Genomic DNA, 23,298 nt, shown 5'->3' on the forward strand with positions numbered 1-23,298 from the left:
CGCTTGGGAGGAGAAGGCGCCGGCCAAGCGGATAAATCAGGTCCGCCGCAGGATGAAAGCTAGCTGAGTCTTGCCCCCACGTCATGTGGGATCGCGGATTTCGGGCTTTCCCGGGCGTTTCCCCCCGGCAAAGCGCGTTGAAATGCATCCGTAGCCTGTCAAATCGCAAGCCGTTGCCTGGCAATTGCGGCATGGAAACTGGCGCCGAAAACCAGCCCATCATCATTGAAGTCGTAGCTGGAATTGTGCAGCGGCGCCGAAGCTTCGCCATTGCCGAGGAAGACGAAGCAGCCCGGCACGTGATCAAGGAAACGGGCAAAGTCCTCCGATGCCGTCATCGGCTCCCGGGCGACCGCGATATTGCCGGGCTCGAAGACGGTTCTTGCGGCGGCAAAGGCCGCATCGACCAGTTCGGCATCGTTGCGCAACGGCACGAATTCGCGCGTATAGGTAACCTCCGCGGCGACATTGTAAGCCGCAGCAGTGCCCTCGGCGATGACGCGCATCTGGCGTTCAATACCGGCGCTCACCTCGGGGTGGAAGCTGCGGGCATCGCCAAGGATGCGGGCAAGACCAGGCAATGCATTGCGCGTGCCGTCGGTGATCAATTCGGTCACCGAAACCACCGCTATGTCGGCCGGGCTCAGCCGGCGTGAGACGATGGTCTGCAGATTGGTGACCAGCGCGCAGGCGGCGACCAGTGTCTCGTTGCCCGAATGCGGCCGCGCCGCGTGGCCGCCGAGCCCCTTCAGCACGATCTCGAAATTGTCTTCCGCCGACATCACGGGACCGGCGCGGGTCTCGAAGTGCCCGACGGGAAGGCCGGGCATGTTGTGCAGGCCAAATATCTCGTCGAAGGGGAAGCGCTGCATCAGGCCATCGTCGAGCATGGCCAGGGCGCCCCTGCCCCACTCCTCTGCCGGCTGGAAGATAAAGCGCACGGTGCCGTCGAAACCGCCCTCGCTTGCCAGCAGCTTGGCCGCGCCGAGCAGCATGGCGGTGTGGCCGTCATGACCGCAAGCGTGCATAATTCCTGCATTGCCGGAGCGATAGGGCGCGATCGATTGCTCTGCTATGCGCAGCGCATCCATATCGGCCCGCAGCGCAATCGCCCGATTGCCGGTGCCGCGCTTCAAAGTGCCGACGACACCGGTGCCACCGACGCCTTCGGTGACATCGTCCAGGCCGAATTCGCGCAGTTTGGCGGCAACGAAGGCGGCGGTGCGTTTCTCCTCGAAGCCGAATTCGGGGTGCGCGTGCAGGTCGCGCCGCCAGGCGGTCATCTCGCGCTTCAGTGTTTCGCGATCGAGATCAGCCATCTCTTCAGCCTTCGAGTTCGGCAAGTTCAGTCACGACATCAAGCAGGATGTTGGCGCCGGCAACAAGCTCGGCATCTTCGGTGTGTTCGTGCGGACTGTGGCTGATGCCTCCGGCGCTCGGCACGAAGATCATCGCCGCCGGCGCGATGCGCGCGATCATCTGCGCGTCATGGCCGGCGCCCGAGGTCATGCGCCGCGAGGCAAGCCCGCGCTTCTTCGCGGCGGCCTCGATCAGTTCGACGACCCGGCCGTCGAAGACAACCGGCTCGAACCGCGCCAACCTTTCGACCGTGAGGGTGATCCCTTCGCTGGCGAGCTGTTGCAGAAAGACGGCCAGTGCCGCTTCTTGCGCCTGCAAGCGCTGCTCGTCGGGATCGCGCAGATCGACGGTGAAGACGGCGCGCGACGGAATGACGTTGATGGCGTTGGGCTCAAAGCGCATCGTGCCGACAGTGACAACCGTTGGTGAATTCGACGCCGTTGCCCGGTCATGCAGGAAGGTGACCACGCGTGCCGCGGCGTATCCGGCATCACAGCGCATCGACATCGGTGTGGTGCCGGCATGGTTGGCGACACCATCAAGGGTGATGCGCTGCCAGGAGATGCCTTGCAGGGTTTCCACGGCGCCGATCGGAATCCCTTCGCGCTCCAGGACCGGCCCCTGTTCGATATGCAGCTCGACATAGATGTGCGGCTTGAGAAAACCCGGCTCGCGCTCGCCGGCATAGCCGATATGGGCCAGTTCCTGCCCGAGCGTGCGGCCGTCGGTTCCGACAGCGGCGAGTGCCGCTTCGACATCGACGCCACCGGCATGGACCAGCGAGCCCATCATGTCGGGAGAGAAGCGCACGCCTTCTTCATTGGTGAAGGCCGCGACGGCGAGCGGGCGCGACGGCGAGAGGCCCGACGCCTTCAGCGTCTCGATCACCTCCAGCCCGGCAAGCACGCCGTAGCAGCCGTCATAGATGCCGGCGTCGATGACCGTGTCGATATGCGAGCCGATGAGCACCGGCGCCTTGCCTGCATTGTCGGCGCTTTGCCAGATGCCGAAGATGTTGCCGATGCGGTCGATGGCGACATCGAGCCCGGCCTGGCGCAGCCAGCCGACGAAGAGGTCGCGGCCTTGCTTGTCGGTGTCGGAAGCGGCCAGCCGGGTCAGCCTGCCCTCACCGTCGCGGCCGATTGCGCCCAGTTCACGGATGCGGCCAAGCAGGCGCTGTGCATCGACCGCGATCACGGCGTTGCCTCGGCGGCAAGCTTGCCGGCCAGCACATCGGCCGGGCCCGTGCCAACCAGTTCGGCATAGCGATGCGGGTCGGTGGCGCCTTCGGTGTTGATCACCAGCACCCGGGATTTGCCGTCGAGGCCCAGGTCTGTTCTGTTTTCGGCCATCGCCCGGATGAGTCCGGCAAGGCCGACGCCGCCACTCTCGCCGGAAACGATCACCGGATCGTCGCCGGCCGGCCGTGCCAGCCGCCGCATCACCGCGATGGCGTCGCCCTCGTCCACGGTCATGAAGGCGTCGGCGACACGCGCCAGCACGCGCCATGCGACCTGCGAGGCCTCATAACATTCAAGCATGGCCATGACAGTCGGCTGATCATGCGCCACCTTGACCACACGCCCTGCCACAGCAGCTGCGACGATACATGCGGCACGTGCGGGCTCGACGACAGTGAAGGTTGGCCTGGCTTCGCCGAGCACGATGGCGAGGTGGCCAGCCACAGCGGCGGCAATGCCGCCAACGCCGGCCTGGACAAAGACGTGGGTTGGCGGTTCGCTGAGCTGGCGCAGCGCTTCGCGCACGATCGCCGTATAGCCCTGCATCACCAGGCCAGGAATGCGCTCATAGCCCGGCCATGACGTATCCGATACCACGGTCCAGCCTTTCTCGGCCGCGACTTCGGCGGCTTGCCTGACCGAGTCGTCATAATTGCCGTCGACACGAACCATCTCCGCGCCATAGCGGGCTATTGCCGAGATGCGCTCGTCGCTGACCCCGGCATGGACAAAGATCACGGCCCTGGCGCCGGCAAGCTCGGCGCCTTGCGCGACAGAGCGGCCATGATTGCCGTCGGTGGCGCAAGCAAAAGTCATCTTCGCGGCGACCGAGCGGGCATCGGCTCGATCGAGATCCCTGACATCGACAGGGCGGCCAAGGCGTTTGCCTGCCTGCTCCAGCACCAGTTGGAAGACAGCATAGGCGCCGCCCAGCGCCTTGAAGCTGCCAAGGCCGAGACGAAAGCCCTCATCCTTGACATGCAATGCGCCAAGGCCGAGTTCACTCGCCAGTGTCGGCAGCGCGTGCAGTGGCGTCATTGCGTGATTTTCACGATGGGCGAGGAATCGCTCGACCGTGTCCGCGCCCGTGATGCCGAGGGTTTCGGCATCGGTCACATCAAGCGGCTTACCGTGCAAGGCATTGCGATTGAGCAGGAACACTGGCGGCCTCCTTGGCAGTTAGCGAGAATATATTGCAAGGCAGGCGCAAAGAGCGCTGTAATTAGACCTTCAAAATGCAAGTTTGTTTCGTTGGGATATCGCCATTGCCGCCATCGCCGCCGCCGCTCGACAGTTTCGATCTCGCCATCCTTGCCATCCTGCAGCGGGACAACACGACGCCGCAGCGCCTGATCGGCGAAGCGGTGAACCTGTCGGCACCGGCGGTGCAGCGCCGCATCAAGCGCATGGAGCAGACCGGGGTCATTGCAAGCCATGTCGCCATCATCGACCCCGCGGCGGTCGGCCAGCCCCTCACCATCTTCGTCGAGGTCGAGCTGGAGAGCGAGCGCACAGAACTGATCGACGCAGCCAAGCGGCAATTCTCGCAAACGCCTGAAGTGCAGCAATGCTACTACGTCACCGGCGAAGCCGACTTCATCCTCGTCATCACCGTGGCCGACATGGGCGCCTATGAGGCGCTGACGCGAAAACTGTTCTTCGGCAGCAACAATGTGCGGAAATTCCGCACCTTCGTCGCCATGGACCGCGTCAAGGTCGGGCTGACGGTGCCGTTGCCGGACTGAGCCTTGCCGGCAGGCAAGGCTCCCGCCAGACCCGCCATGCTTTTGACATTCTCAGGACGCGAATTGAGCGGCGGAGGCGCGCTTGGACGATACCACCCCAGTTGCGATCATCGGTGCCGGGCCGGCGGGCCTGGCTGTTGCCGCATGCCTGCGCCAGGCCGGCGTCGACTTCATCATCATCGAAAAAGAACAGCAGGCCGCACCCGCATGGCGGCGGCACTACGAGCGCGTCCACCTGCATACCACCAAGCGCTATTCGTCCCTGCCCTTCGCGCCCTTCCCGAAGCATTATCCACGTTATGTGCCGCGCGGTCTCTTCGTCGACTATATCGATGCCTATGCGCAACGCTTCGACCTGCGACCCCATTTTGGGGAAACGGTGGAAGCGATCGCCCGGGAGGACCACGGCTGGCGTGTGGAGGCGACATCCGGTCCGCTGCGCGCCAGGCATGTGGTGATTGCGTCAGGCTACAATGCCGAGCCCTTGCGTCCCGGATTTGCTGGGATCGACACCTTCACGGGCAAGACATTGCACAGTGCCGACTATCGCAATGCCGCGCCTTTCGCCGGCCAGTCGGTGCTGGTCGTCGGCATGGGCAACACCGGCGCGGAGATTGCGCTCGACCTGGCGGAAAACGGCGCAAAACCGACGATTTCCGTGCGCGGCGGCGTTCATATCGTACCGCGTGAGCTGTTCGGCGTGCCCATCCAGATGGTCGGCATGGCGGCGCGGCTGGGGCCGCAACGCGTCAATGACGTTCTCTTCCCCCTCATCCTCGACCTGGTGCTGGGCAGGCCGGAAAAATATGGGCTCAAACGGCCGAGACAGGGACTGCTGCAACAGATTGCGGCCGCATCGCGCATTCCGGTGATCGATGTGGGCACCATCGACAAGATCCGCGAAGGTGCGATCAAGGTCGCGCCCGATATCGCCGAGATCTCGGAGCGCGGCGCCCGTTTTGCCGACGGCAAGCATGGCGAATTCGACGCGATCATCTTCGCCACTGGTTTCCGGCCGGGCTATGCCAAATTTCTCGAGCCCGGCATCCAGCCAGACCGCAGTGGCGTCACCGCACAGGCCTCGGATCTCGGCCTCTATCTCGTTGGCTTCCACAATGCGGTCACCGGGTTGTTGCGCGAGATCGCGATCGAAGCCCAGGCGATCGCCGATGACATCCATTACCGGCTGAGCAGAAAAAGGGCCACCGAAATCCTGCCGATATAGTCGGCCCAGCGCTTCGCCCGGCTCAACTTGCCTTGCGCAGCCAGACCTTGTTGTCGTGGAAGGCGGCGCCGCCATAGGGCGCCGGCGCATCGGCGCCGGTCAGCACGTTAATGCCTTCGCCGCGCTCATGCGCGCTGTTCGGCCAGATGCCTTCGGCGATCACCACGCCGCGCTTGATGCCGTCGAAGAATTTCGCGTGCAGCACCAGGTCGCCCCGCCGGTTGCCGACCTCGACACGGTCGCCATCGGCAAGCCCCAGGTCCGCCGCATCGTCTGGATGCAGGAGCAGTGCCGGCCTGCCTTCCTTTTCCTTCGACACCGGCGTTTCGGCAAAGGTCGAGTTGAGGAAGTTGCGCGCCGGCGAGGTCGCCAGCCGGAACGGATGCGCCTCGTCGGCGACCTCGATCAGATCGACATGGTCGGGAAACTCGGGCAGGCGCTCGACCGGTCCGAACAGGCCCATGCTCTTCGGCGGCCGATTGGGAGCCGCCTGGCCGGTCCAGTCGGCACGGAAGCGGAATTTTCCATCCGCGTGGCCAAATCCTCTAATGAAATGCGCGGTCTCGAAATCAGGCTGCAAATCGACCCATTTCTGCTCTTTCAAGCTGTCGAAGCTGCCCAACCCGCGCTTGCCGAGAATGATGTCGATGTGCTGCTGTTCGGTCAGGCCAAAGCCCGGCCGATCGGCGACCCCGAGGCGCTCGGCCAACTGCTCGATAACGAAATGGTTGGTGCGCGGCCCTTCCGGAGGGTCGATCAGCTTGGGGCCGAGCGTGATGTGCTGGTTGCCGCCGCCCTTGTAGACATCGTCATGCTCGAGGAACATCGTCGCCGGCAGCACGACATCGGCGAGCTTGGCCGTGTCGGTCATGAACTGCTCGTGCACGCACGTGAACAGGTCTTCGCGCCGGAAACCCTGCGTCACCAGCCGCTGCTCGGGCGCGACATTCACCGGATTGGTGTTCTGGATCAGCATGGCCGTCACCGGCGGGCCGCCATAAAGCGCGTCGCTGGCGCCGGTCAGCACCGGGCCGATGCGCGAATGGTCGAGATAGCGGATCGAGGGATCGCGCATCCTTGAGCCTTCCAGCACGTCCTGGTTGAGCTTGAAGATGCCGGAATTGGAATGGAAGGCGCCACCGCCCTCGTACTGCCAGCTGCCGGTGACCGCGGCGATGCAGGAAGCGGCATGCATGTTGACGGCACCGTTGCGCTGGCGGGCAAAGCCGTAGCCGAGGCGGAAATAGGTCTTCCTGGTCGTGCCAACCAACCGGGCGAAGGCCTCGATTTCATCGACGCCAAGGCCGGTGATGGCGGAGGCCCATTCCGGCGTACGCGTGCGCAGATGCGCTTCGAGCCCCTTCGGGTCGTCGGTGTATTTTTCGAGGTAGACGCGGTCGGCCAGGCCGTCCCTGAACAGCACATGCATGACCGCGCAAGCCAGCGCGCCGTCGGTGCCGGGCTTCAGCACCAGGCCCATGTCGGCCTGCTTCATGGTCGCGTTTTCATAGACGTCAATGACGACGATCTTCGCCGCACGCTCCTTGCGCGCCTTGATGGCGTGGGTCATCACATTGACCTGGGTGACCACGGCATTGGTGCCCCAGATCACCACGCAGTCGGATTTCGCCATCTCGCGCGGGTCGGGCCCGTGCAGGGCGCCTGCCCCCATCATCCAGCCGGTCCAGGCGAGATTGGTGCAGATCGATCCGAAGAAGCCCGAATACTTTTTCGCGTGACGCAGCCGGTGGATGCCGTCGCGCTGAACCAGTCCCATCGTGCCGGCATAGAAATAGGGCCACACCGTCTCCGAGCCGTATTTCTCTTCGGCCGCGATGAACTTTTCGGCGACGAGATCGAGTGCCGCCTCCCAGCTCGCTTCCTGCCAAGCGCCGTCGCCCTTGGCGCCGGTCCGCACCAGCGGCTTCAGCAGCCGGTCGGGGTGATGGACACGGTCGGCATAGCGCGCAACCTTGGCGCAGACGACGCCCGATGTGTAGCTGTTGGCCTTGGCGCCATGGACGCGGCCGATGCGGTTGCCATCGAGCAGCTCGACCTCGAGCGCACAGGTTGAAGGGCAATCGTGCGGACAGGCCGAATGGCCGATGCGAAGCTTGGCGTGCTGGTTCATGGGGTGAGGTTAGCCGGTTCCAGACATAGCGTGTAGGGCCAGATTTGCCGACAAGCTGCGTTTGGGAGACGTCTTTTCCACCTGCTACCGCATAACGGCAGCTCACCGTCCCTTTGATGGGGGGGTAAATCACTCCGCCGTGCCTTCCTCATATTCAGCCGACATGGTCAGCCATTTTTCCTCGTGGCCGGCCAACGTCTGGGCGAGCTGCGAGCGTTCCTTGGCCAGGCGTGTCGCGGTCGACGGGTCCTTCTCGTAGATCGCCGGGTTGGCCAACTCGTCCTCGATGCCGTCGATGCGCTTGCGGATGCGGTCCATCAGCGCCTCGGTGGCGCGGATTTCCTTGGCCAGCGGCTCGAAAGCGGCGCGGCGCGCTGCCGCATCGCGGCGGCGGTCGGCTTTTGACGCCTTGTCCGCCTCGCGCTTGCCACGGCGATCGCCGGACACGCCGGTGACCAGCGTCTTGTAGTCCTCAAGGTCGCCATCATACGGGTTGACCGCCCCGTCCTTGACCAGCCACAGCCGGTCGGCGGTCGCCTCGAGCAGGTGGCGATCATGCGAGATCAGGATGACGGCCCCGGGAAATTCGTTGAGCGCATGGATCAGCGATTCACGGCTGTCGATGTCGAGGTGGTTGGTCGGTTCGTCGAGGATGAACAGGTTCGGCCCCTCGAAGGCCGACAGGCCCATCAGAAGACGCGCCTTCTCGCCGCCGGACAGGTCCTTGGCGGGCGTATTCATCTTCTCGGTGGTGAGACCGAACTGGGCGACGCGGCCGCGCACCTTCGATTCCGGAGCCTCCGGCATCAGCCGGCGGACATGCTCATAGGCATTTTCCTCCGGACGGAGATCGTCGAGCTGGTGCTGGGCGAAGATCGCCACCTTCAGCCCGGGCGCCACGGTCATGGTGCCGCTCTCCTGCTTGAGCCGGCCGGACAGCAATTTGGCGAAAGTCGACTTGCCGTTGCCGTTGGCTCCGAGCAGCGCGATGCGGTCGTCGGCGTCGATGCGCAGCGTCATCTTCTTCAGGATCGGCTGGCCTTCGGTGTAGCCGACATTGACGTTGTTCAGCGCAATGATCGGCGAGGCAACCGTCTTCACCGGTTCGGGGAAGGAGAACGGCCGCACCGAATCGTTCACGATGGCCGCGATCGGCTTCATCTTTTCCAGCGCCTTGATGCGCGACTGCGCCTGCCTCGCCTTGGAGGCCTTGGCGCGGAAGCGCTCGACGAAGGATTCCATATGCTTGCGGGCGGCTTCCTGTTTGACCCTGCCCTTTTCCTGCAATTCCTTCTGCTCGGTATACTGGCGCTCGAACTGGTCGTAGCCGCCGCGCCAGAAGGTCAGTTTCTTCTGGTCGAGATGAACGATCGAATTGACGGCGCGGTTGAGCAGATCGCGATCGTGCGAAATCAGGAGCACCGTGTGCGGATACTTCGACACATAGTTCTCCAGCCACAGCGTGCCTTCGAGATCGAGATAGTTGGTCGGCTCGTCGAGCAGCAGGAGATCTGGCTCTGAAAACAGCACGGCGGCGAGCGCCACGCGCATGCGCCAGCCGCCGGAGAAGGACGAGGCCGGACGGCGCTGCGCCGCATCGTCGAAGCCAAGGCCGGCCAGGATGGTGGCCGCGCGGGACTCGGCCGAATGCGCGTCGATGTCGGCCAGCCGCATATGGATGTCGGCGATGCGGTGTGGATCGGTGGCGGTCTTTTCTTCTTCAAGCAGCGCCGTACGCTCGAGGTCGGCCTTGAGCACGATCTCGATAAGCGGCTCCTCGGTTCCCGGCGCTTCCTGCGCCACCTGGCCGATGCGCGTGTTCTTCGGCAGGCTGATCGAGCCTGTCTCGGAGGGAAAATCGCCGGTAATCGCCTTGAACAGCGTCGTCTTGCCAGTACCGTTGCGACCGACAAGACCGGCCTTGGTGCCGGCCGGCAAGGTCAGCGAGGCATGGTCGAGAAGCAGGCGCCCGGCCATGCGGAGCGAAAGGTCATTGATGATCAGCATGGCCGCGCTTTTGCACCGGACATCGACGCTTCGCAAGACCTTGCGGACCGGTTGGCCGCACAAGGCCTGAAAACGGCGCCTGCAATTGCGCCGTCACAGCCGCCGATCAATGGCTCGCCGTAGCGGCCGGCAAGGCTTCAGGCAGTGGCCTTGCCACGCTTTGTCGCCTTGGCGACGGTGGCCGGTGCCGCCGGCTTGCGGCCAAGTCCCGTCGACTTCGCCAGCGCCGACCGGGTCGCCGAGTAGTTCGGAGCAACCATCGGATAGTCCGGCGGCAAGCCCCATTTGGCCCGATAATCGTCCGGGCTCAAACCATAGTCTGTCCTGAGGTGTCGCTTGAGCGACTTGAATTTCTTCCCATCCTCCAGGCAGACGATGTAATCGGGAAACACCGACTTTTTCGGATTGACAGCCGGAACCAGGCTCGGGCTTTCCACGACGGCCGCGCCAGCCAGCTTTCGAACCGAGGCGCTGACGCTGGCAATCAGGTCAGGCAGGCCGGAAGCCGGAAGCGGATTGTTGCCGACATAGGCCGAGACAATATCGGCCGTCAGCTCGATCACGGTCTTATCCTCGATATTTGACAATTCTTTCATCCTATTTGCGATAAAATCATCCACCACAGTGAAGACTTTTGCCGATGTATCTCTTTAACCGCGTCCCCCAACGGGCCGCCAAGTTCCAAAACGAATCAAGACTTGGTGTCAACTACTTTTATGGAAAATCGACGTCACGCAAATTAGAAAATCTAATACTTGGAACCGGCAGACTTGGTTGTCCGGCCGTCGGCCAATATCTCAAGAATACGCTTCCAGCGGGCACAGCGCCCGAAATCCTTCTGTTCAATCGCCTTTTCGGCCTTCATCGCTGCGTAAAGCGGTGCCTCGACGCCGAATTCCTTGATCAGCCAATGCGCTTCCTGCCTGGCGAGACGTTCATTTTCGTCAAACATGGTCTTGTGCCTCCGAACGTTCCAGGCCGACCGCTATACAACTGCCGATGACAAGGACGGCTCCGGCGATAGCGGTCGTCGTCAGTCGTTCGCCGGACAGGGTCAGCAGCAACGTCGACGCGATCGGCGTGAGATAGGCTATGACAGCGACCTTGCCGCTGCCTTCGAGCTTCAAGGCGCGTGACCAGAGGTAATAACCCAGGCCCATCGGGCCAGCGCCAAGATAGAGCCCAAGGGCCAGATCCACGCCGGCGGGCCACGCAACACCTTCGCGAGCCGACCATAAAAGCGTCAAGGCGATGCCGACCAGCGACGATGGCAACAAAAGGCGCTCGGGCGACGTGGCGAGCCGCCCCACCATCACCGAATAAAAGGCCATGCACAGCGCGGACCCGAAGGCGGCGAAATAGCCGACAAGATCGCCCTGGAACCAGGTGCTCTCACGCCCGCCCGATATCACCAGTACGACGCCGACGAACCCAAGGGCCGCGGCAAGCCCCAGCAAAACCGGACGCCGCGGATTTTCGAAAACGATCACCGCCGCAGCGACCATCAAGGGCCAAGTGTAGGCCACGAGATTGGCTTCGATCACCGGCATCGATGCGAAGGCAACATATTGCAGCACCATGGTGCCGACCAGACCGATGAGGCCGACCGCGAGAGGCGCGAGTGCGGCCCGGAGCGCCACCGACGGAGCCTCCTCCCGGCTCATGAACCGGATCAGGGCGAAGACCAGTACAGCGCCCGCAAATTGCAGGAACTGCACCTGCGACACCGGATGGGTCGCCAGCAAGGATTTGCCGACCAAGGCATTGGTCGACCACAAGGCCACCGCGCCGGCGGCGAAGACCAGCGCGGATATCGAGCCTGATCCATGCCGAAAGAATCGGCATCGAACTCTATCTCCAGGCTTGACCATGATCTTGTCCGAAAACCGGGTCCCACTTTTCGGAATCATGGTTCGCTACCATGATTCCCGTGCCCCGCCCGGAACCTGTGCTTCGGCGGTTGGGGCAGGCGTGGGATGCTCCGCCTCGAACCGGCGATAGGCGGGCAACTGGTTGGTCCAGACATCTTCGGCCAGCTCGTTGACCCACTCGCGATCATGGTCGTTGTCGGCGGCAAGATAGAACATGCGATTGTCGTCGACATAGGGCTTGGCCACCGAACGCTGGTTGAGCACCAGTGTGACGCGCTCGCCGTACTGGATCGGCGCGGTGCGATGCAGGACGCCAAGAAACTGTCCGAGTGTCGCGTAATTCATCTTGTGATCGATGCGCATGATGCGGTTGCGCGGAATCTCGCGGCCGGATTCGAGGATGGCGCGACCGGTCTCGGAATCATCGCAATAGATCTCGAGATGGCCGCCGACCAGCGGATTGCTGATCGACAGCGGAATGAGTTCGGTGACCGGAACGCCGTCGCAATGCCACTCGACGGCACCATCCCTTGGATTCATGAAGGTGACGGTCGAGCCGACGATCGATAGCGGATAGGGCTCCAGCTTCGTGCCCATCATGTCGGACAGTCGCTCCAGGCGCAGCTTGTCGTGCAGCAATTCCCTGATTTCGGGGATGAAACGGTCAGCGCCGGTGATAAAGGTCAGGTCGAGGTGCTTGTGCACGGCATGGCTGGCCTTGAGCTTCAGGGCAGCCTCCTCGATTGCGGCAAGCAGGGCCGGATCATAGCCATGCAGATACTGCGCAACGCCGAAACTCGACACTTTCCAGGCGGTTTCATGTCCGATGATGGCCTCACGGCTCATCGCATAGCGCAGTTCGGGTATGGTGTGTGCGTTCATTGTACTTCTCCAAGTGGGGGCAAACACTTGGTTAACAGTCGATTAAATTAGTCCCCCCTGTAAAATTAGGAATGCTAGTGCTACCGTAAGCCCAGCTTAAGGTCGAAACCCGTGCGCCTGCTCAGTCAAGTCAACCTCAATTCGCTGAAGATCGTGGAGAGTGCTGCAAGGCACGGCAATTTCACGCGTGCGGGCGAAGAGCAGTTCATCACCGCTTCCGCGGTCAGCCAGCGCGTCAAGAGCCTGGAGGACCAGCTGCGCTTCAAGATTTTCCAGCGCGGCGGCAATGCGGTGTCGCTGACGCCGGAGGGTGAGACCTATGTCTCGCGCGTTCGCGAGGCGCTGGAGCGAATCGTTGCCGCCAGCATGGAAGCGACCGGGCAATCGCAGGAGCATGTGCTGAAAATATCCGTGCTGCCGACCTTTGCCGCGCGCTGGCTGTTTCCGCGCCTGCCGCTGTTTCAGCGGCAATATCCCGATATCGTGATGCGGGTTTCGACCTCCTACGCGACGCATGAGTTCACGACCTCCGATTTCGATCTCGAAATCCGCTATGGCGACGGCCACTTCAACGGGTTGCCATCCGATCTGCTGTTTCGGGAAGACCTGACGCCGGTGTGCAGCCGCAAGCTGTTCCATGAGGTACTCGGCGACAAGCCGCTGTCGAAGGTGACACCGGACGACCTCAAGCTCTTCACGCTGTTGCATTCCGATACCTGCACCCAGAACTGGCAATCCTGGCTGGCCTTCGCCGGCGCCAGCTTCGTGCTCAGCGAGACCAAGAGCATCTATTTCGACTCGTGCATGATGTCCTACGAGGCAGCCAATGCCGGAATGGGTTTCGCCGTCGCCAACCGCGCCTACATGGCCAGCGACATCCGCGCCGAAAGGCTGGTCGCTCCCTTTGCCGTCCACCACCCGAACACGGCCGGCTGGTATTTCGTCTCACCGCACAAGAGCCTCGCCGCACGCAAGGTGCTGCTGTTCAAACAATGGGTGATGGCGGAAGCGGCCCTGACGCAACGCCAATTGGATAGCGAAATCAGAGATTTGGCTTCTGAGGCCGTCTGAAATTCGGATCGTCCCTCGATGACGACGCGAACCGCCAGCCCTCGAATCCAGAACGAAAACAACTGATCAGGCGAAGGCCCTGCCCTCCTCGGTGCGCTGGAAATGCGCCAGATCGAGCTGCACGGAAGGGCGACCGAGAACCGTCAGGATCATATGCGCCTGACCGCGATGATGGGTCTGGTGGTTGAAGACATGAGCCAGCGCCGGCGCCAGGCGCTGCGAGACGGTGCGCATGTCCGATACGGTCATATAGGTGAAGCGGCCCGACAGCGCCTTGTCGCTCAAGCCGGCGAGCCACTCGATGATCCGCCGGTCCTCCGCCTCGCGCGCCGCTCTCAAATTGGGCAAGGCGCGATGCAGCACGACGTCCAGCGCCGTCGGTGCGTCGCCTTCGCCGGTGAAGCGCTTCATCCAGATGCGATCGGCGGCGAGCAGGTGGTTGAGCGTGCCCATCAGCGAGCCGAAGAAGGCGCCGACATCGCGATTGAATTCCTCCTCGTCGAGATCGGCGGCGGCGGCATAGATGCGGCCATTGGCCCATTGATTATACGCCGCAAACATCATGAAGTGCTGTCTCATCTTTTCTCCCGCCGCCCCGTCTCGGAGTGTCGGGAGCGATACCTAGAGCAATTCACCGTTTCACGGAAACGGTGAATTGCTCTAACTCTTGTGTTGACGCAATTCCGGACGGAAAACCGCTCGCACTTTTCCTGGAATTGCTCTGGACCGCAAAGGGACCCGCGCCAATGACCATTCTGCTTTATGATCTCGTCGGGCGTGACGAGAGCCGTCCGTTCAGCCCGCATTGCTGGAAGGCAACGATGGCGCTTGCCCACAAGGGGCTCGATGTCTCAACCGCGCCGACGCGTTTTCTCGAGGTCCCCACCATAGAGGGCGGCGCTTCGAAAAGCGTTCCGGTGATCCGCGACGGCGACAAGGTGGTCATCGATTCCTTCGCCATCGCGCTCTATCTCGACGAAGCCTATCCGGACCGGCCGACGCTGTTTGGCGGCGAAGGCGGCAAGGCGATGGCGCGCTTCATCGAGCGCTGGTCGCAATTGACCATCCATCCCTACGTCACCACGGTCGCGCTCACCGACCTCCATGCCATGCAGGACGAAGAGAACGCGGTGTATTTCCGGCAGAGCCGGGAGCAGCGTCTCGGCAAGCAGTTGGAAGATGTCGTCGCGGCACGCGACGGCGGGTTGGCGGCGTTTCGGGCCTCGCTTGAGCCGCTGCGCTCGATGCTGAGCTATCAGCCCTTCATCGGCGGTGCCTCGCCGCTGTTTGCGGACTATATCGTCTTCGGCGCGTTGCAATGGGCGCGCATTGCCACGCCCTATCAGCTGCTCGAAAACAGCGACGTGGTGGCGCAATGGTTCAGCCGCTGCCTCGACCTGCATGGCGGGCTGGGACGAAAGGTGGCGGCGGCGGCGGCGTGACGGCCGCAAAACGCCCGCCCTGCCCGCAAGGCAGCTCGGGCGCCGTCAATCCGTGGCGAAAATCAGCGGCGGGATAGCTGGCCTTACTTGGCTGCCTTCTTTGGCTTGCTGGTTTTCGGCTTGCTGGCTTTCGTGGCGGCCTTTTCTTCCTTGGGCGCGGCCTTTGCCTTGCCAGCACCAGATGCCTTCTTGGCTGGCGTCTTGGCCGCCGACGGCTTGGCCGCGTCCTCCCGATCGATGTCGGCCGCCGCCTGGCGCCAATGGCGTTCGTGGTGACCGGCCGGTTGCCCTTCTTCCTGCCAGATCTGATGTGCGCGATTGCGAATGCGCTCCTGACGATCGTCTGCCATGGTCATGTTGTCTCCATTCGGGCCGACTTCAGCGCGGCGCCGACACGCGACTATAGCAAGCAAAGCGTTGCTGTGCAGCCGTCTGATCCGGCCCAGGGAACTGCCGGCCCGACATCGAAGCGCCCGGCCGGTCCGGGCGCTTCGCTATCGCCATGGGGCTCTTCACTCGCAAGGCCAGGCAATTGGCTTTCCGTCCGCTTCGCGGACCTGCCCGGCCCCTCGCTGTCGCTCCGGGCGTTCTTCACTCGCAAAGCCAAGCAATTGGCTTTCCGTCCGCTTCGCGGACCTGCCCGGCCCTTCGCTGTCGCTCCGGGCGTTCGTCGCTCGGAAAGCCAAGCAATTGGCTTTCCGTCCGCTTCGCGGACCTGCCCGGCCCTTCGCTGTCGCTCCGGGCGTTCGTCGCTCGGAAAGCCAAGCAATTGGCTTTCCGTCCGCTTCGCGGACCTGCCCGGCCCTTCGCTGTCGCTCCGGGCGTTCGTCGCTCGGAAAGCCAAGCAATTGGCTTTCCGTCCGCTTCGCGGACCGCTCCTCACCCCTTGGCAATGGGTCGGGCGGCTTGTATAGAGCCCGCCACTCTCAATTCCATTCTCAGACAAGGACGACCCATGGCGCTCGAACGCACCTTCTCCATGATCAAGCCGGACGCAACCCGGCGCAACCTCACCGGCGCCATCACCAAGATGCTCGAAGACGCCGGCCTGCGCGTCATCGCTTCGCGCCGTGTGTGGATGAGCCGCCGCGAGGCGGAAGGTTTTTACGCTGTCCACAAGGACCGCCCGTTCTTCGGCGAACTGGTCGAGTTCATGTCCTCGGCTCCAACCGTCGTCCAGGTTCTGGAGGGCGAGAACGCCATTGCCAGGAACCGCGAAGTGATGGGTGCCACCAACCCGGCCAACGCCGCCGAAGGCACCATCCGCAAGGTGCATGCGCTGTCGATCGGCGAGAATTCGGTGCACGGCTCCGACGCGCCGGAAACCGCCGCGCAGGAAATCAAGTACTGGTTCTCGGACACCGAGATCGTCGGCTGAGCCGACACTGCCAAGTCTCGAAAAGGCCGGCACTCGCCGGCCTTTTTCATTGGCGGTCAGCTCGCGGCGCTGAAGCGAAGGATTTCGCGACCGTCCTTGTCTGATATGGTGAGCTTGCCGGCATCGAGCTTGTAGGACGCCGCCCTGGCCAAGGCATCGAACAACGCCTTTTCCTCGGCCATCACCTCGGGTGCGCAGGCCTTGTGGGTCGAACCGATATTGCTGATCGCGATCGCCTGGCCATCGACCTTCGCTGTGGCAAAATAGGCGTTGCAGGGGCCACTGCCGCCAGCCTTGCCGGCCTCGCTGACCCTGAACGTCGCCTGCGGCGCGGTGATGGCGCCGATGCCGTCGACATAGTCGACCACCCAGAGCTGGCCAAAGGCGGAAGCCGTCGGCCCGGTGCCTGGCGCGACCATCTTGAGCATGATGGTTTGCGGCGCGTCGGTCAGCGGATCGAGCTGATGGCGCACATCGGAAATGAACATCAACTTGCCATCGACAGTGATCCGCGCCTGCAGCGCATAGGTCATCCGTGACCGGATCGCCGATGGATCGAATTTGATCTCGAAGCTGATCGGCACCTGGCCGGTCGGCTTGATAGTCTGCTCGCCGATGACTTTGGCCGGCGCGTCGGCCAGCGAGACATCGACAAGCTGGACGGAAAGCACGGCGCTGGGCGGCAGGGCGATGCGCTCGCGATAGATCACCTCGCCCCTCACCGCCCTTTCGGCAGCCACGGACAGTTCCGGCACCGCCAGGATACCGACGATCAGAGGCACGAAGCCGAAGACGAAGAACTCCGCGAGCCTGTCCAGCATGACCACCTCCCTTGCCGGGATCGCCAATCCCCGGGCTGCCAATGGCTGACCACGCCGTCCATCTGGCCAAAGGATTACGGTCAATGCATGGCTGCGACGGGTATTTATTCGGAAGGCGATTTCCAGCGCCCCGCGGCTTGGGCGTCGGTTTCCTTGGCCTCGACCCAACCGCCCTCGGAGCCATCGGCGCGGTGCTCCTTCTTCCAGAAGGGTGCACGCGACTTCAGATAATCCATGAGGAAATCCGCCGCCTCGAACGCCGCCTGACGATGGGCGGAGGCGGCCACCACCAGCACAATATTCTGTCCCGGCGCGATCTTGCCATGGCGGTGGATGACGGTGAGGCCTTGCAGCGGCCAGCGCTGAACCGCCTCAGTGGCGATACGACCGATCTCGGCCTCCGCCATGCCGGGATAATGCTCGAGCTCCAGTGCTGACAAGGCGCCCTGCTCATCCCGGCAAAGACCGGAGAAGGTGACCACCGCGCCAATATCGGCGCGGCCTTGCGTCATGCCGGCAATCTCGGCGGCAACGTCGAAATCCTGGCGCTGGATGCGCACGATCGGCACCAGGACGGCCGACATGAGTATCAGCCCCCGGTCATTGGCGGGAACAGCGCGATCTCCCGCGCGCCCGATATCTTCTCGTGGTGGTCGACATGTTCCTGATTGATGGCAACACGGATCACGTCAGGATACTGCAGCGCGTGCTCGTAGCCCTCGCCGCGCGACTGCAGCCAGCGCAACAGGTCGGCGACCGTCTCGATGCCGGCCGGCAATTCAACGTCTTCCTCCGATGTGCCGATCCGTTCGCGCACCCAGGCGAAATAGATGAGACGGGTCGCCATCTCACTCATCCATGATGTGCTTGAGGCCGGCGCGGAAATAGTCGTAGCCGGTGTAGAGCGTGACGAGCGCCGCGATCCACAGCAGCACCAGACCGGTCTGCGTGGTCAGCGGGAATATCTTGTCGCCGGCCGGACCTGCCAGCAGGAAGGCGATGGCGACCATCTGGATGGTGGTCTTCCACTTGGCAAGCTGCGTCACCGGCACCGAGACCTTGAGCGCCGCCAGATATTCGCGCAGGCCCGAAACCAGGATTTCGCGGCACAGGATGATGATCGCCGCCCACAGCGACCAGCCGGCGATGCCGGCATGGCGATCGGTGTCGGCCGCAAGCAGCAAAAGGCACGTGGCGACCAGCAGCTTGTCGGCGATCGGATCGAGCATCTTGCCGATGTTGGAGGTCTGCTGCCAGGCGCGCGCAAAATAACCGTCGAAATAATCGGTGATGGATGCGAGCAGGAAAATGATCAGCGCCGACCAGCGGGCGAAGTCGCTGGATTTGAGATGGCCTTCGAGAAAAAAGCACAGAACCACCAGCGGCACCGCGATGATGCGGGCGTAGGTCAGTATGTTGGGCAGGTTGAACGCGCGCTGGGCCATGTCTGGTGGACTCTTTCTGCCTACGTACTCAAATCAGAAGGGAATGTAGGGGGTCAACAGGCCAGATTCGACTGACCAGCTGAAACTGCCGAATTTTTCAACTTTCGTGAAAATGATTGTAGACCAGCTTGGCGACTTGTTCGGAAATGCCATCGACTTTCCTCAGATCCTCGATTGCCGCACGGCTCACCGCCTTGGCGGTGCCGAATGCCAGCAGCAGCGCCCGCTTGCGGCCGGGACCGATGCCGGCAATCTCATCGAGCGGGCTCTTGACCATTTCCTTCTTGCGCCGCGCCCGGTGCGAACCGATGGCGAAGCGATGGACCTCGTCGCGCAGGCGCTGCACGAAATAGAGCACGGGGTCGCGCACCGGCAGCGAAAACGAGTCCCTGCCCCTGACGAAAAAACGTTCGCGGCCGGCATCGCGGTCCTGGCCCTTGGCGATGCCAATGGCCACGACCCGGTCCTCGATGCCGAGATCGGCGAGAATCTTGCGCACGGCCGTCATCTGGCCCTGACCACCGTCGATCAGGATGACGTCGGGCCAGGCCGGGAAGCTGCCGGAGATGTCATCATCGATATCATCGGTCGCCTCGCCTGCCGCAGCGTCGTCGGCCACGGCAACATCGCCATGCTCCTTGAGCAGCCGCGAAAAGCGCCGCTCCATCACCTCGCGCATCATGCCGAAATCGTCGCCCGGCGTGATCTCGGTCGAGCGGATGTTGAATTTCCGGTACTGGTTTTTGACAAAACCTTCCGGCCCGGCGACCACCATGGCGCCGACGGCATTGGTGCCCATGATGTGTGAGTTGTCATACACCTCGATGCGCACCGGCGGCTTGGCCAGCCCGAAGGTCTCGGCGAAACCGGCAAGCAATCGTCCTTGCGTCGACGTTTCGGCCAGCCTGCGGCCCAACGCCTCCCTGGCGTTCTGAAGGGCGTTGTCGGTCAGGTCCTTCTTCTCGCCGCGCTGCGGCACCGAGATAGCCACCTTGCGGCCGGCGCGGGTGGAGAGCGCCTCGGCCAGCAGCTCCTGGTCTTCGACCCCACGCGACAGCAGAATGGCGCGTGGCGTCGGCTTGTCGTCGTAGAACTGCGCCAGGAACGAGCCCAGCACCTCCGATCCCTCCAGTGCAGGGTCGGCCTTGGGGAAATAGGCGCGGTTGCCCCAGTTCTGGCCGGTGCGGAAGAAAAAGACCTGGATGCAGACCTGGCCACCTTCCTGATGGATGGCGAAGACATCGGCTTCGTCGACGGTCTGCGGGTTGATGCCCTGATGGCTCTGCACGTGCGACAGCGCCGCCAACCGGTCGCGATAGATGGCGGCGCGCTCGAAATCGAGGTCTTCGGACGCCTGCTGCATGGCGGCCGAAATTTCGGTCTTCACCTTCTGGCTGCGGCCGGACAAAAAGTCCTTCGCCTCGGCGACCAGTTCGGCGTAGCCCTCATGCGAGATCTCGCCGGTGCAAGGGCCGGCGCAGCGCTTGATCTGGTACAAAAGGCATGGCCGCGTGCGGTTCTCGTAGAAGGAGTTGGTGCAGCTTCTCAGCAGGAAGGCGCGCTGCAGCGAATTGATGGTGCGGCCGACGGCGCCGGCCGATGCAAAAGGGCCGAAATAGTCGCCCTTGCGCGACCGCGCACCGCGATGCTTGTAGATGCCGGGCGAGACATGGTCGCCGGTCAAAAGGATATAGGGGAACGACTTGTCGTCCCGCATCAGCACATTGAACCGCGGCCGCAAGCGCTTGATAAGGTTGGCTTCAAGCAGCAGCGCTTCGATTTCGGTGCGGGTGACGACGAACTCCATCGTCGCAGTCTCGCGGACCATGCGGCCGATGCGATTGGTGTGGAACCGGCCTTGCGCGTAGTTGGTGACGCGCTTCTTCAGGCTGCGGGCCTTGCCGACATAGAGCACGTCACCGGCGGCGTTCATCATGCGGTAGACGCCGGGGGCATTGGGCAGCCGCTTGACCAGCGTCTGGATCACCTCGGCGCCGACCATGCCTTCGGCATCGCCGGCATGCGGCGTCCAGTCGATGGCCGTGAAGGCGACATCGGGGCCAGTTGGTTCGACGATCTCCTCCAGCGCCTCGTCCTCGAGGTCGATTTCGGGAGGAAGATCATCGGCGCCGCCGCGCACCTTGTTTTTGTGATCGAGTGGACTCATTCAGCCATGCCTGTCACATCGGGCGTCTGCCATGCAAGATGCTGGCCGCCATCGAGCGCGATCATCTGGCCGGTGACCGAGCGCGCATCCCAAAGATAGCGGATGGTGGCGCCGAATTCAGGCAATTCCGGGCCGCGCTTCAGGATCAGGCCGGCGACCTGTGCGTCAAAATCGGAATCATCCTGGCGCATGTTCTTCAACGTCGGCCCCGGACCGATCGCGTTGACACGAATGTTTGGGCCCAGCGCCTGCGCCAACATCTGCGTCTGCGTCCACAGGGCGGATTTGGACAGCGCATAGGAAAAATAGCGCGGCGTCGGCCGCCAGACGCGTTGATCGATGATGTTGACGATCAGCCCCTCCTGCCCTTCCGGCAAAGCGCGCGCGAAATTCTGCGCCAACAGCGCCGGCGTCTTCGCATGAATGGCAAAGTGGCGATCCCAGGCCCGCCAGTCGAAGTCGTCAACGGAATCATCGACAAAGAGCGAAGCGTTGTTGACCAGAAGCGAGATGGACCCCAGCGCGGCTTCCGCCTGGCCGACAAGGTCGTTGACGGAATTCATATCGGTCAGGTCGGCGCTTACCACCGCCGCGCGGCCGCCGGACTGGTTAATCCCCGCGGCCAAGGCGTCAGCCTCACCGCGCGAGCGATTGGCGTGGATGGCGACTGCAAAACCATGGCTGGCGAGGTCCTCGACGATCGCCTTGCCGATCCGTTTCGCCCCACCGGTCACCAGCGCCGTGGTGGCTTTGCTCATCTTCAGTCAATCCTCAATTTCGGCACGAAAAGACGGCGCCGGCAAAATATGGCTCGCCATCCGTTAAATGGCGTTCGCACCTGGGGCAACATTGTGGCGAAACCGCCTGGCGGGCATTCAGACTCGCCCCATAACAAGGCCAGTCATATCCCCATATAGGGCGCAGGACTCCTTGCACCAAGCGGTGTGCGGCGCAACATGGCCAAGCTGCTGACATTTCGCTGTTGCGAAGATGCAACGTCATGGTTCTGCCTCATTCGCGCCGGGGAATGACCCAAGTTCAGGTTCGCTTCAGCCGCATTTTGACACGACATTTGGAACCGACGAACGCCAGATCCGTTTCACCCCCCGGACGGGTTGATGGCGATCGTAAGAAACAAGCCTGTGTCCTGTGGCTTAAGGAGTAAAGAACAATGCAAGCCAATCTCAAATTCGCACGGCCGCTGGCCGTCGCGTTCGGGCTCTTCGCCCTCGGTGGAACCGCTTATGCCGCGGACGTCGTTCAGGAAGAGCCGCCGGCACCCGCTCCGGTTGCCGAACTGCCTGTCGCGTCCTGGGCCGGCCCCTATGCCGGTATCAACCTCGGCTATGGCTTCTCCGGCCGTACCAAGGAAAAGGATACCGGTTTCGACACCAGCACGAAGGGTTTCGTCGGTAGCGTCTTCGGCGGCTATCAGTGGCAGCAGGAGAACTTCGTGTACGGCGGTGAAGCCGAACTCGGCTACAACGGCGTCAAGGGTGACGACAATGGTATCCACTCCAAGGGTGGCCTCGAAGGTTCGCTGCGTGCCCGTCTGGGTTATGCCGTGACCCCGGAAATCCTCCTCTACGGCACCGGCGGTCTCGCCGGCAGAAGCCTGAAGGTGGAAGACTCCGACCTCCTCGCCAGCGACACCGCTACGATGATCGGCTGGACCGCCGGCGTGGGTACCGACATCAAGCTGACCGACAATGTCTTCGGCCGTGTCGAGTATCGTTACACCGACTTCGGCAGCAAGAGCTTCGATGGTATCGGCAAGGTCAAGGCCACCGACAACCGCGTCACCTTCGGCGTCGGTATGAAGTTCTAAGTCGTTCAAGCCACGACACGAAAAAGCCGGGCCTCGCGCCCGGCTTTTTTTGTGGCCGCCGTCACCCCGGGATCGCGGACTTCAACTCCGGGAATTTCTCGTCGAAACGCGCCATCCAGCGGGTCAGCCGGCCGCGACCCTTTTCCCATTTGCCGGCAAAGCGCAATGACAGGTAACCAAGGCAAGCCCGCAACGCCATCTGGCCGGCGGTGATCTTCTTCGGCAGTTTCGGCGGGTTGGCGTTGAGCAGGTCGAGAGCGGAGGTGATCTTCGCCCACTGCCGGTCGAGCCAGGGCTGATAGACCATGTCCTCAGGCCGGGTGCGGCGCTCATAGACCATCGACAGCGCGCAATCGCAAATGCCGTCGGCCAGCGCCTCCAGCACTTCCGCTTCCAGACGCTTGTCGGGATTGCGCGGGAACAACGCGTTCTTCGAAATCCGGTTGAGGTGCTGGGTAATGGCGCGGCTGTCGTGAATCGAACGACCGTCATCGAGCACCAGCACCGGAATCTTGCCGAGCGGATTGGCTCCGATCAGTTCGGCCGGTTTGTCCTCGGTCTTGACCGGCACCAGATCGATCGCGATCCCAGCATAGGCCGCAGCCATCCTGACCTTGGAGCTGTAGGGAGAGGTGGATGCGTAGAGCAGCTTCGGCATGATCGGTTTCCTGTTTGCGGACGTCCA

The 23,298-nt window shown here is 62.9% G+C and carries 24 protein-coding genes; 6 read left to right on the forward strand and 18 right to left on the reverse strand.

The features are described from left to right. Window positions 1-158 precede the first annotated feature (158 nt). The 3 genes from EB231_RS24715 to EB231_RS24725 are packed head-to-tail and all read right to left on the reverse strand — an operon-like array spanning window position 159 to window position 3,761. The gene (locus EB231_RS24715; protein ID WP_172351118.1) at window positions 159-1,319 is read right to left on the reverse strand and encodes a M20 aminoacylase family protein; all 1,161 of its coding nucleotides are present in this window, start codon (window positions 1,317-1,319) and stop codon (window positions 159-161) included. Window positions 1,320-1,323: 4 nt separating this feature from the next. Further along, on the reverse strand, window positions 1,324-2,556 hold the full coding sequence (locus EB231_RS24720; protein ID WP_172351119.1) for a Zn-dependent hydrolase: 1,233 nt from the start codon (window positions 2,554-2,556) through the stop codon (window positions 1,324-1,326). After that, window positions 2,553-3,761 (reverse strand): diaminopropionate ammonia-lyase, encoded by a 1,209-nt coding sequence (locus EB231_RS24725; RefSeq protein ID WP_172351120.1) that lies wholly within the window; start codon window positions 3,759-3,761, stop codon window positions 2,553-2,555. The genes EB231_RS24720 and EB231_RS24725 overlap by 4 nt, the downstream gene beginning before the upstream one ends. A 104-nt stretch (window positions 3,762-3,865) precedes the next feature. Here EB231_RS24725 and EB231_RS24730 point away from each other — a divergent pair, with 104 nt between their 5' ends. Further along, entirely contained in the window at window positions 3,866-4,345 is a 480-nt protein-coding gene (locus EB231_RS24730; RefSeq protein ID WP_172351121.1) for an Lrp/AsnC family transcriptional regulator, read from the forward strand. 82 nt (window positions 4,346-4,427) lie between these two features. Beyond that, a complete protein-coding gene (locus EB231_RS24735; protein ID WP_172351122.1) occupies window positions 4,428-5,570 on the forward strand; it encodes a flavin-containing monooxygenase in 1,143 nt (380 codons plus the stop codon). Between the two features lie 22 nt (window positions 5,571-5,592). On the opposite strand, the gene EB231_RS24740 is transcribed toward EB231_RS24735, so the two are convergent. The 6 genes from EB231_RS24740 to EB231_RS24765 form a co-directional block, all read right to left on the reverse strand. After that, window positions 5,593-7,701, reverse strand: a complete 2,109-nt coding sequence (locus EB231_RS24740) for a molybdopterin-containing oxidoreductase family protein (protein ID WP_172351123.1) — start codon at window positions 7,699-7,701, stop codon at window positions 5,593-5,595. A gap of 129 nt (window positions 7,702-7,830) precedes the next feature. Next, the gene (locus EB231_RS24745; RefSeq protein ID WP_172351124.1) at window positions 7,831-9,708 is read right to left on the reverse strand and encodes an ABC-F family ATP-binding cassette domain-containing protein; all 1,878 of its coding nucleotides are present in this window, start codon (window positions 9,706-9,708) and stop codon (window positions 7,831-7,833) included. A gap of 137 nt (window positions 9,709-9,845) precedes the next feature. Next, complete coding sequence (locus tag EB231_RS24750; RefSeq protein ID WP_056565530.1) at window positions 9,846-10,304, reverse strand: MucR family transcriptional regulator; 459 nt, start codon at window positions 10,302-10,304, stop codon at window positions 9,846-9,848. Between the two features lie 152 nt (window positions 10,305-10,456). After that, a complete protein-coding gene (locus tag EB231_RS24755) occupies window positions 10,457-10,660 on the reverse strand; it encodes a hypothetical protein (RefSeq protein ID WP_172351125.1) in 204 nt (67 codons plus the stop codon). After that, on the reverse strand, window positions 10,653-11,579 hold the full coding sequence (locus EB231_RS24760) for a DMT family transporter (protein WP_172351126.1): 927 nt from the start codon (window positions 11,577-11,579) through the stop codon (window positions 10,653-10,655). Before EB231_RS24760 ends, EB231_RS24755 begins: the two co-directional genes overlap by 8 nt. A gap of 45 nt (window positions 11,580-11,624) precedes the next feature. After that, window positions 11,625-12,461: a hypothetical protein gene (locus tag EB231_RS24765; RefSeq protein ID WP_172351127.1), complete on the reverse strand. Its 837-nt coding sequence runs from the start codon at window positions 12,459-12,461 to the stop codon at window positions 11,625-11,627. Between the two features lie 111 nt (window positions 12,462-12,572). Between EB231_RS24765 and EB231_RS24770 the strand changes: the two genes are divergently transcribed. Next, window positions 12,573-13,532 carry a LysR substrate-binding domain-containing protein gene (locus EB231_RS24770; RefSeq protein ID WP_172351128.1) on the forward strand — a complete coding sequence of 320 codons (960 nt, stop codon included), beginning with the start codon at window positions 12,573-12,575 and terminating at the stop codon, window positions 13,530-13,532. A gap of 66 nt (window positions 13,533-13,598) precedes the next feature. Here EB231_RS24770 and EB231_RS24775 read toward each other — a convergent pair whose 3' ends face one another. Next, the gene (locus EB231_RS24775; RefSeq protein ID WP_172351129.1) at window positions 13,599-14,111 is read right to left on the reverse strand and encodes a DinB family protein; all 513 of its coding nucleotides are present in this window, start codon (window positions 14,109-14,111) and stop codon (window positions 13,599-13,601) included. Between the two features lie 167 nt (window positions 14,112-14,278). On the opposite strand from EB231_RS24775, the gene EB231_RS24780 reads away from it, so the two are divergent. Then, window positions 14,279-14,974, forward strand: coding sequence for a glutathione S-transferase family protein (locus EB231_RS24780; RefSeq protein ID WP_172351130.1), 696 nt, complete (start codon window positions 14,279-14,281; stop codon window positions 14,972-14,974). 83 nt (window positions 14,975-15,057) lie between these two features. On the opposite strand, the gene EB231_RS24785 is transcribed toward EB231_RS24780, so the two are convergent. Further along, entirely contained in the window at window positions 15,058-15,330 is a 273-nt protein-coding gene (locus tag EB231_RS24785) for a DUF2934 domain-containing protein (protein ID WP_172351131.1), read from the reverse strand. A gap of 599 nt (window positions 15,331-15,929) precedes the next feature. On the opposite strand from EB231_RS24785, the gene ndk reads away from it, so the two are divergent. Then, window positions 15,930-16,352: a nucleoside-diphosphate kinase gene (ndk, locus tag EB231_RS24790; protein ID WP_091577236.1), complete on the forward strand. Its 423-nt coding sequence runs from the start codon at window positions 15,930-15,932 to the stop codon at window positions 16,350-16,352. Between the two features lie 56 nt (window positions 16,353-16,408). On the opposite strand, the gene EB231_RS24795 is transcribed toward ndk, so the two are convergent. From EB231_RS24795 to EB231_RS24820, 6 genes are all read right to left on the reverse strand, one after another. Continuing rightward, window positions 16,409-17,173, reverse strand: coding sequence for a YbaY family lipoprotein (locus EB231_RS24795; RefSeq protein ID WP_172351132.1), 765 nt, complete (start codon window positions 17,171-17,173; stop codon window positions 16,409-16,411). A 104-nt stretch (window positions 17,174-17,277) separates the two neighbouring features. Then, window positions 17,278-17,757: a molybdenum cofactor biosynthesis protein MoaE gene (locus EB231_RS24800; protein ID WP_172351133.1), complete on the reverse strand. Its 480-nt coding sequence runs from the start codon at window positions 17,755-17,757 to the stop codon at window positions 17,278-17,280. A 5-nt stretch (window positions 17,758-17,762) separates the two neighbouring features. Next, entirely contained in the window at window positions 17,763-18,020 is a 258-nt protein-coding gene (gene moaD, locus EB231_RS24805) for a molybdopterin converting factor subunit 1 (RefSeq protein ID WP_172351134.1), read from the reverse strand. A gap of 1 nt (window position 18,021) precedes the next feature. Next, window positions 18,022-18,618, reverse strand: coding sequence for a CDP-diacylglycerol--glycerol-3-phosphate 3-phosphatidyltransferase (gene pgsA / locus EB231_RS24810; RefSeq protein WP_140768350.1), 597 nt, complete (start codon window positions 18,616-18,618; stop codon window positions 18,022-18,024). 97 nt (window positions 18,619-18,715) lie between these two features. Continuing rightward, entirely contained in the window at window positions 18,716-20,785 is a 2,070-nt protein-coding gene (gene uvrC, locus EB231_RS24815) for an excinuclease ABC subunit UvrC (protein WP_172351135.1), read from the reverse strand. Further along, window positions 20,782-21,543 (reverse strand): SDR family oxidoreductase, encoded by a 762-nt coding sequence (locus EB231_RS24820; protein ID WP_172351136.1) that lies wholly within the window; start codon window positions 21,541-21,543, stop codon window positions 20,782-20,784. The genes uvrC and EB231_RS24820 overlap by 4 nt, the downstream gene beginning before the upstream one ends. Before the next feature lie 413 nt (window positions 21,544-21,956). Between EB231_RS24820 and EB231_RS24825 the strand changes: the two genes are divergently transcribed. Beyond that, entirely contained in the window at window positions 21,957-22,613 is a 657-nt protein-coding gene (locus EB231_RS24825) for an outer membrane protein (RefSeq protein ID WP_172351137.1), read from the forward strand. A gap of 61 nt (window positions 22,614-22,674) precedes the next feature. Here the strand turns inward: EB231_RS24825 and EB231_RS24830 are convergent, their stop codons facing one another. After that, window positions 22,675-23,271, reverse strand: a complete 597-nt coding sequence (locus EB231_RS24830) for a glutathione S-transferase (protein ID WP_172351138.1) — start codon at window positions 23,269-23,271, stop codon at window positions 22,675-22,677. Between the last annotated feature and the right edge of the window lie 27 nt (window positions 23,272-23,298).

This window comes from Mesorhizobium sp. NZP2298 (genome assembly GCF_013170825.1).
GTDB lineage: Bacteria > Pseudomonadota > Alphaproteobacteria > Rhizobiales > Rhizobiaceae > Mesorhizobium.

What these genes read in the sequence shown, in the direction of transcription:
- EB231_RS24715 (WP_172351118.1), bottom strand. Translation starts at nt 1,319, where the DNA reads ATGGCTGATCTCGATCGCGAAACACTGAAGCGCGAGATGACCGCCTGG.
- EB231_RS24740 (WP_172351123.1), bottom strand. Translation starts at nt 7,701, where the DNA reads ATGAACCAGCACGCCAAGCTTCGCATCGGCCATTCGGCCTGTCCGCAC.
- EB231_RS24745 (WP_172351124.1), bottom strand. Translation starts at nt 9,708, where the DNA reads ATGCTGATCATCAATGACCTTTCGCTCCGCATGGCCGGGCGCCTGCTT.
- EB231_RS24750 (WP_056565530.1), bottom strand. Translation starts at nt 10,304, where the DNA reads ATGAAAGAATTGTCAAATATCGAGGATAAGACCGTGATCGAGCTGACG.
- EB231_RS24755 (WP_172351125.1), bottom strand. Translation starts at nt 10,660, where the DNA reads ATGTTTGACGAAAATGAACGTCTCGCCAGGCAGGAAGCGCATTGGCTG.
- EB231_RS24760 (WP_172351126.1), bottom strand. Translation starts at nt 11,579, where the DNA reads ATGGTCAAGCCTGGAGATAGAGTTCGATGCCGATTCTTTCGGCATGGA.
- EB231_RS24765 (WP_172351127.1), bottom strand. Translation starts at nt 12,461, where the DNA reads ATGAACGCACACACCATACCCGAACTGCGCTATGCGATGAGCCGTGAG.
- EB231_RS24775 (WP_172351129.1), bottom strand. Translation starts at nt 14,111, where the DNA reads ATGAGACAGCACTTCATGATGTTTGCGGCGTATAATCAATGGGCCAAT.
- EB231_RS24780 (WP_172351130.1), top strand. Translation starts at nt 14,279, where the DNA reads ATGACCATTCTGCTTTATGATCTCGTCGGGCGTGACGAGAGCCGTCCG.
- EB231_RS24785 (WP_172351131.1), bottom strand. Translation starts at nt 15,330, where the DNA reads ATGACCATGGCAGACGATCGTCAGGAGCGCATTCGCAATCGCGCACAT.
- ndk (WP_091577236.1), top strand. Translation starts at nt 15,930, where the DNA reads ATGGCGCTCGAACGCACCTTCTCCATGATCAAGCCGGACGCAACCCGG.
- EB231_RS24795 (WP_172351132.1), bottom strand. Translation starts at nt 17,173, where the DNA reads ATGCTGGACAGGCTCGCGGAGTTCTTCGTCTTCGGCTTCGTGCCTCTG.
- EB231_RS24800 (WP_172351133.1), bottom strand. Translation starts at nt 17,757, where the DNA reads ATGTCGGCCGTCCTGGTGCCGATCGTGCGCATCCAGCGCCAGGATTTC.
- moaD (WP_172351134.1), bottom strand. Translation starts at nt 18,020, where the DNA reads ATGGCGACCCGTCTCATCTATTTCGCCTGGGTGCGCGAACGGATCGGC.
- pgsA (WP_140768350.1), bottom strand. Translation starts at nt 18,618, where the DNA reads ATGGCCCAGCGCGCGTTCAACCTGCCCAACATACTGACCTACGCCCGC.
- uvrC (WP_172351135.1), bottom strand. Translation starts at nt 20,785, where the DNA reads ATGAGTCCACTCGATCACAAAAACAAGGTGCGCGGCGGCGCCGATGAT.
- EB231_RS24820 (WP_172351136.1), bottom strand. Translation starts at nt 21,543, where the DNA reads ATGAGCAAAGCCACCACGGCGCTGGTGACCGGTGGGGCGAAACGGATC.
- EB231_RS24825 (WP_172351137.1), top strand. Translation starts at nt 21,957, where the DNA reads ATGCAAGCCAATCTCAAATTCGCACGGCCGCTGGCCGTCGCGTTCGGG.
- EB231_RS24830 (WP_172351138.1), bottom strand. Translation starts at nt 23,271, where the DNA reads ATGCCGAAGCTGCTCTACGCATCCACCTCTCCCTACAGCTCCAAGGTC.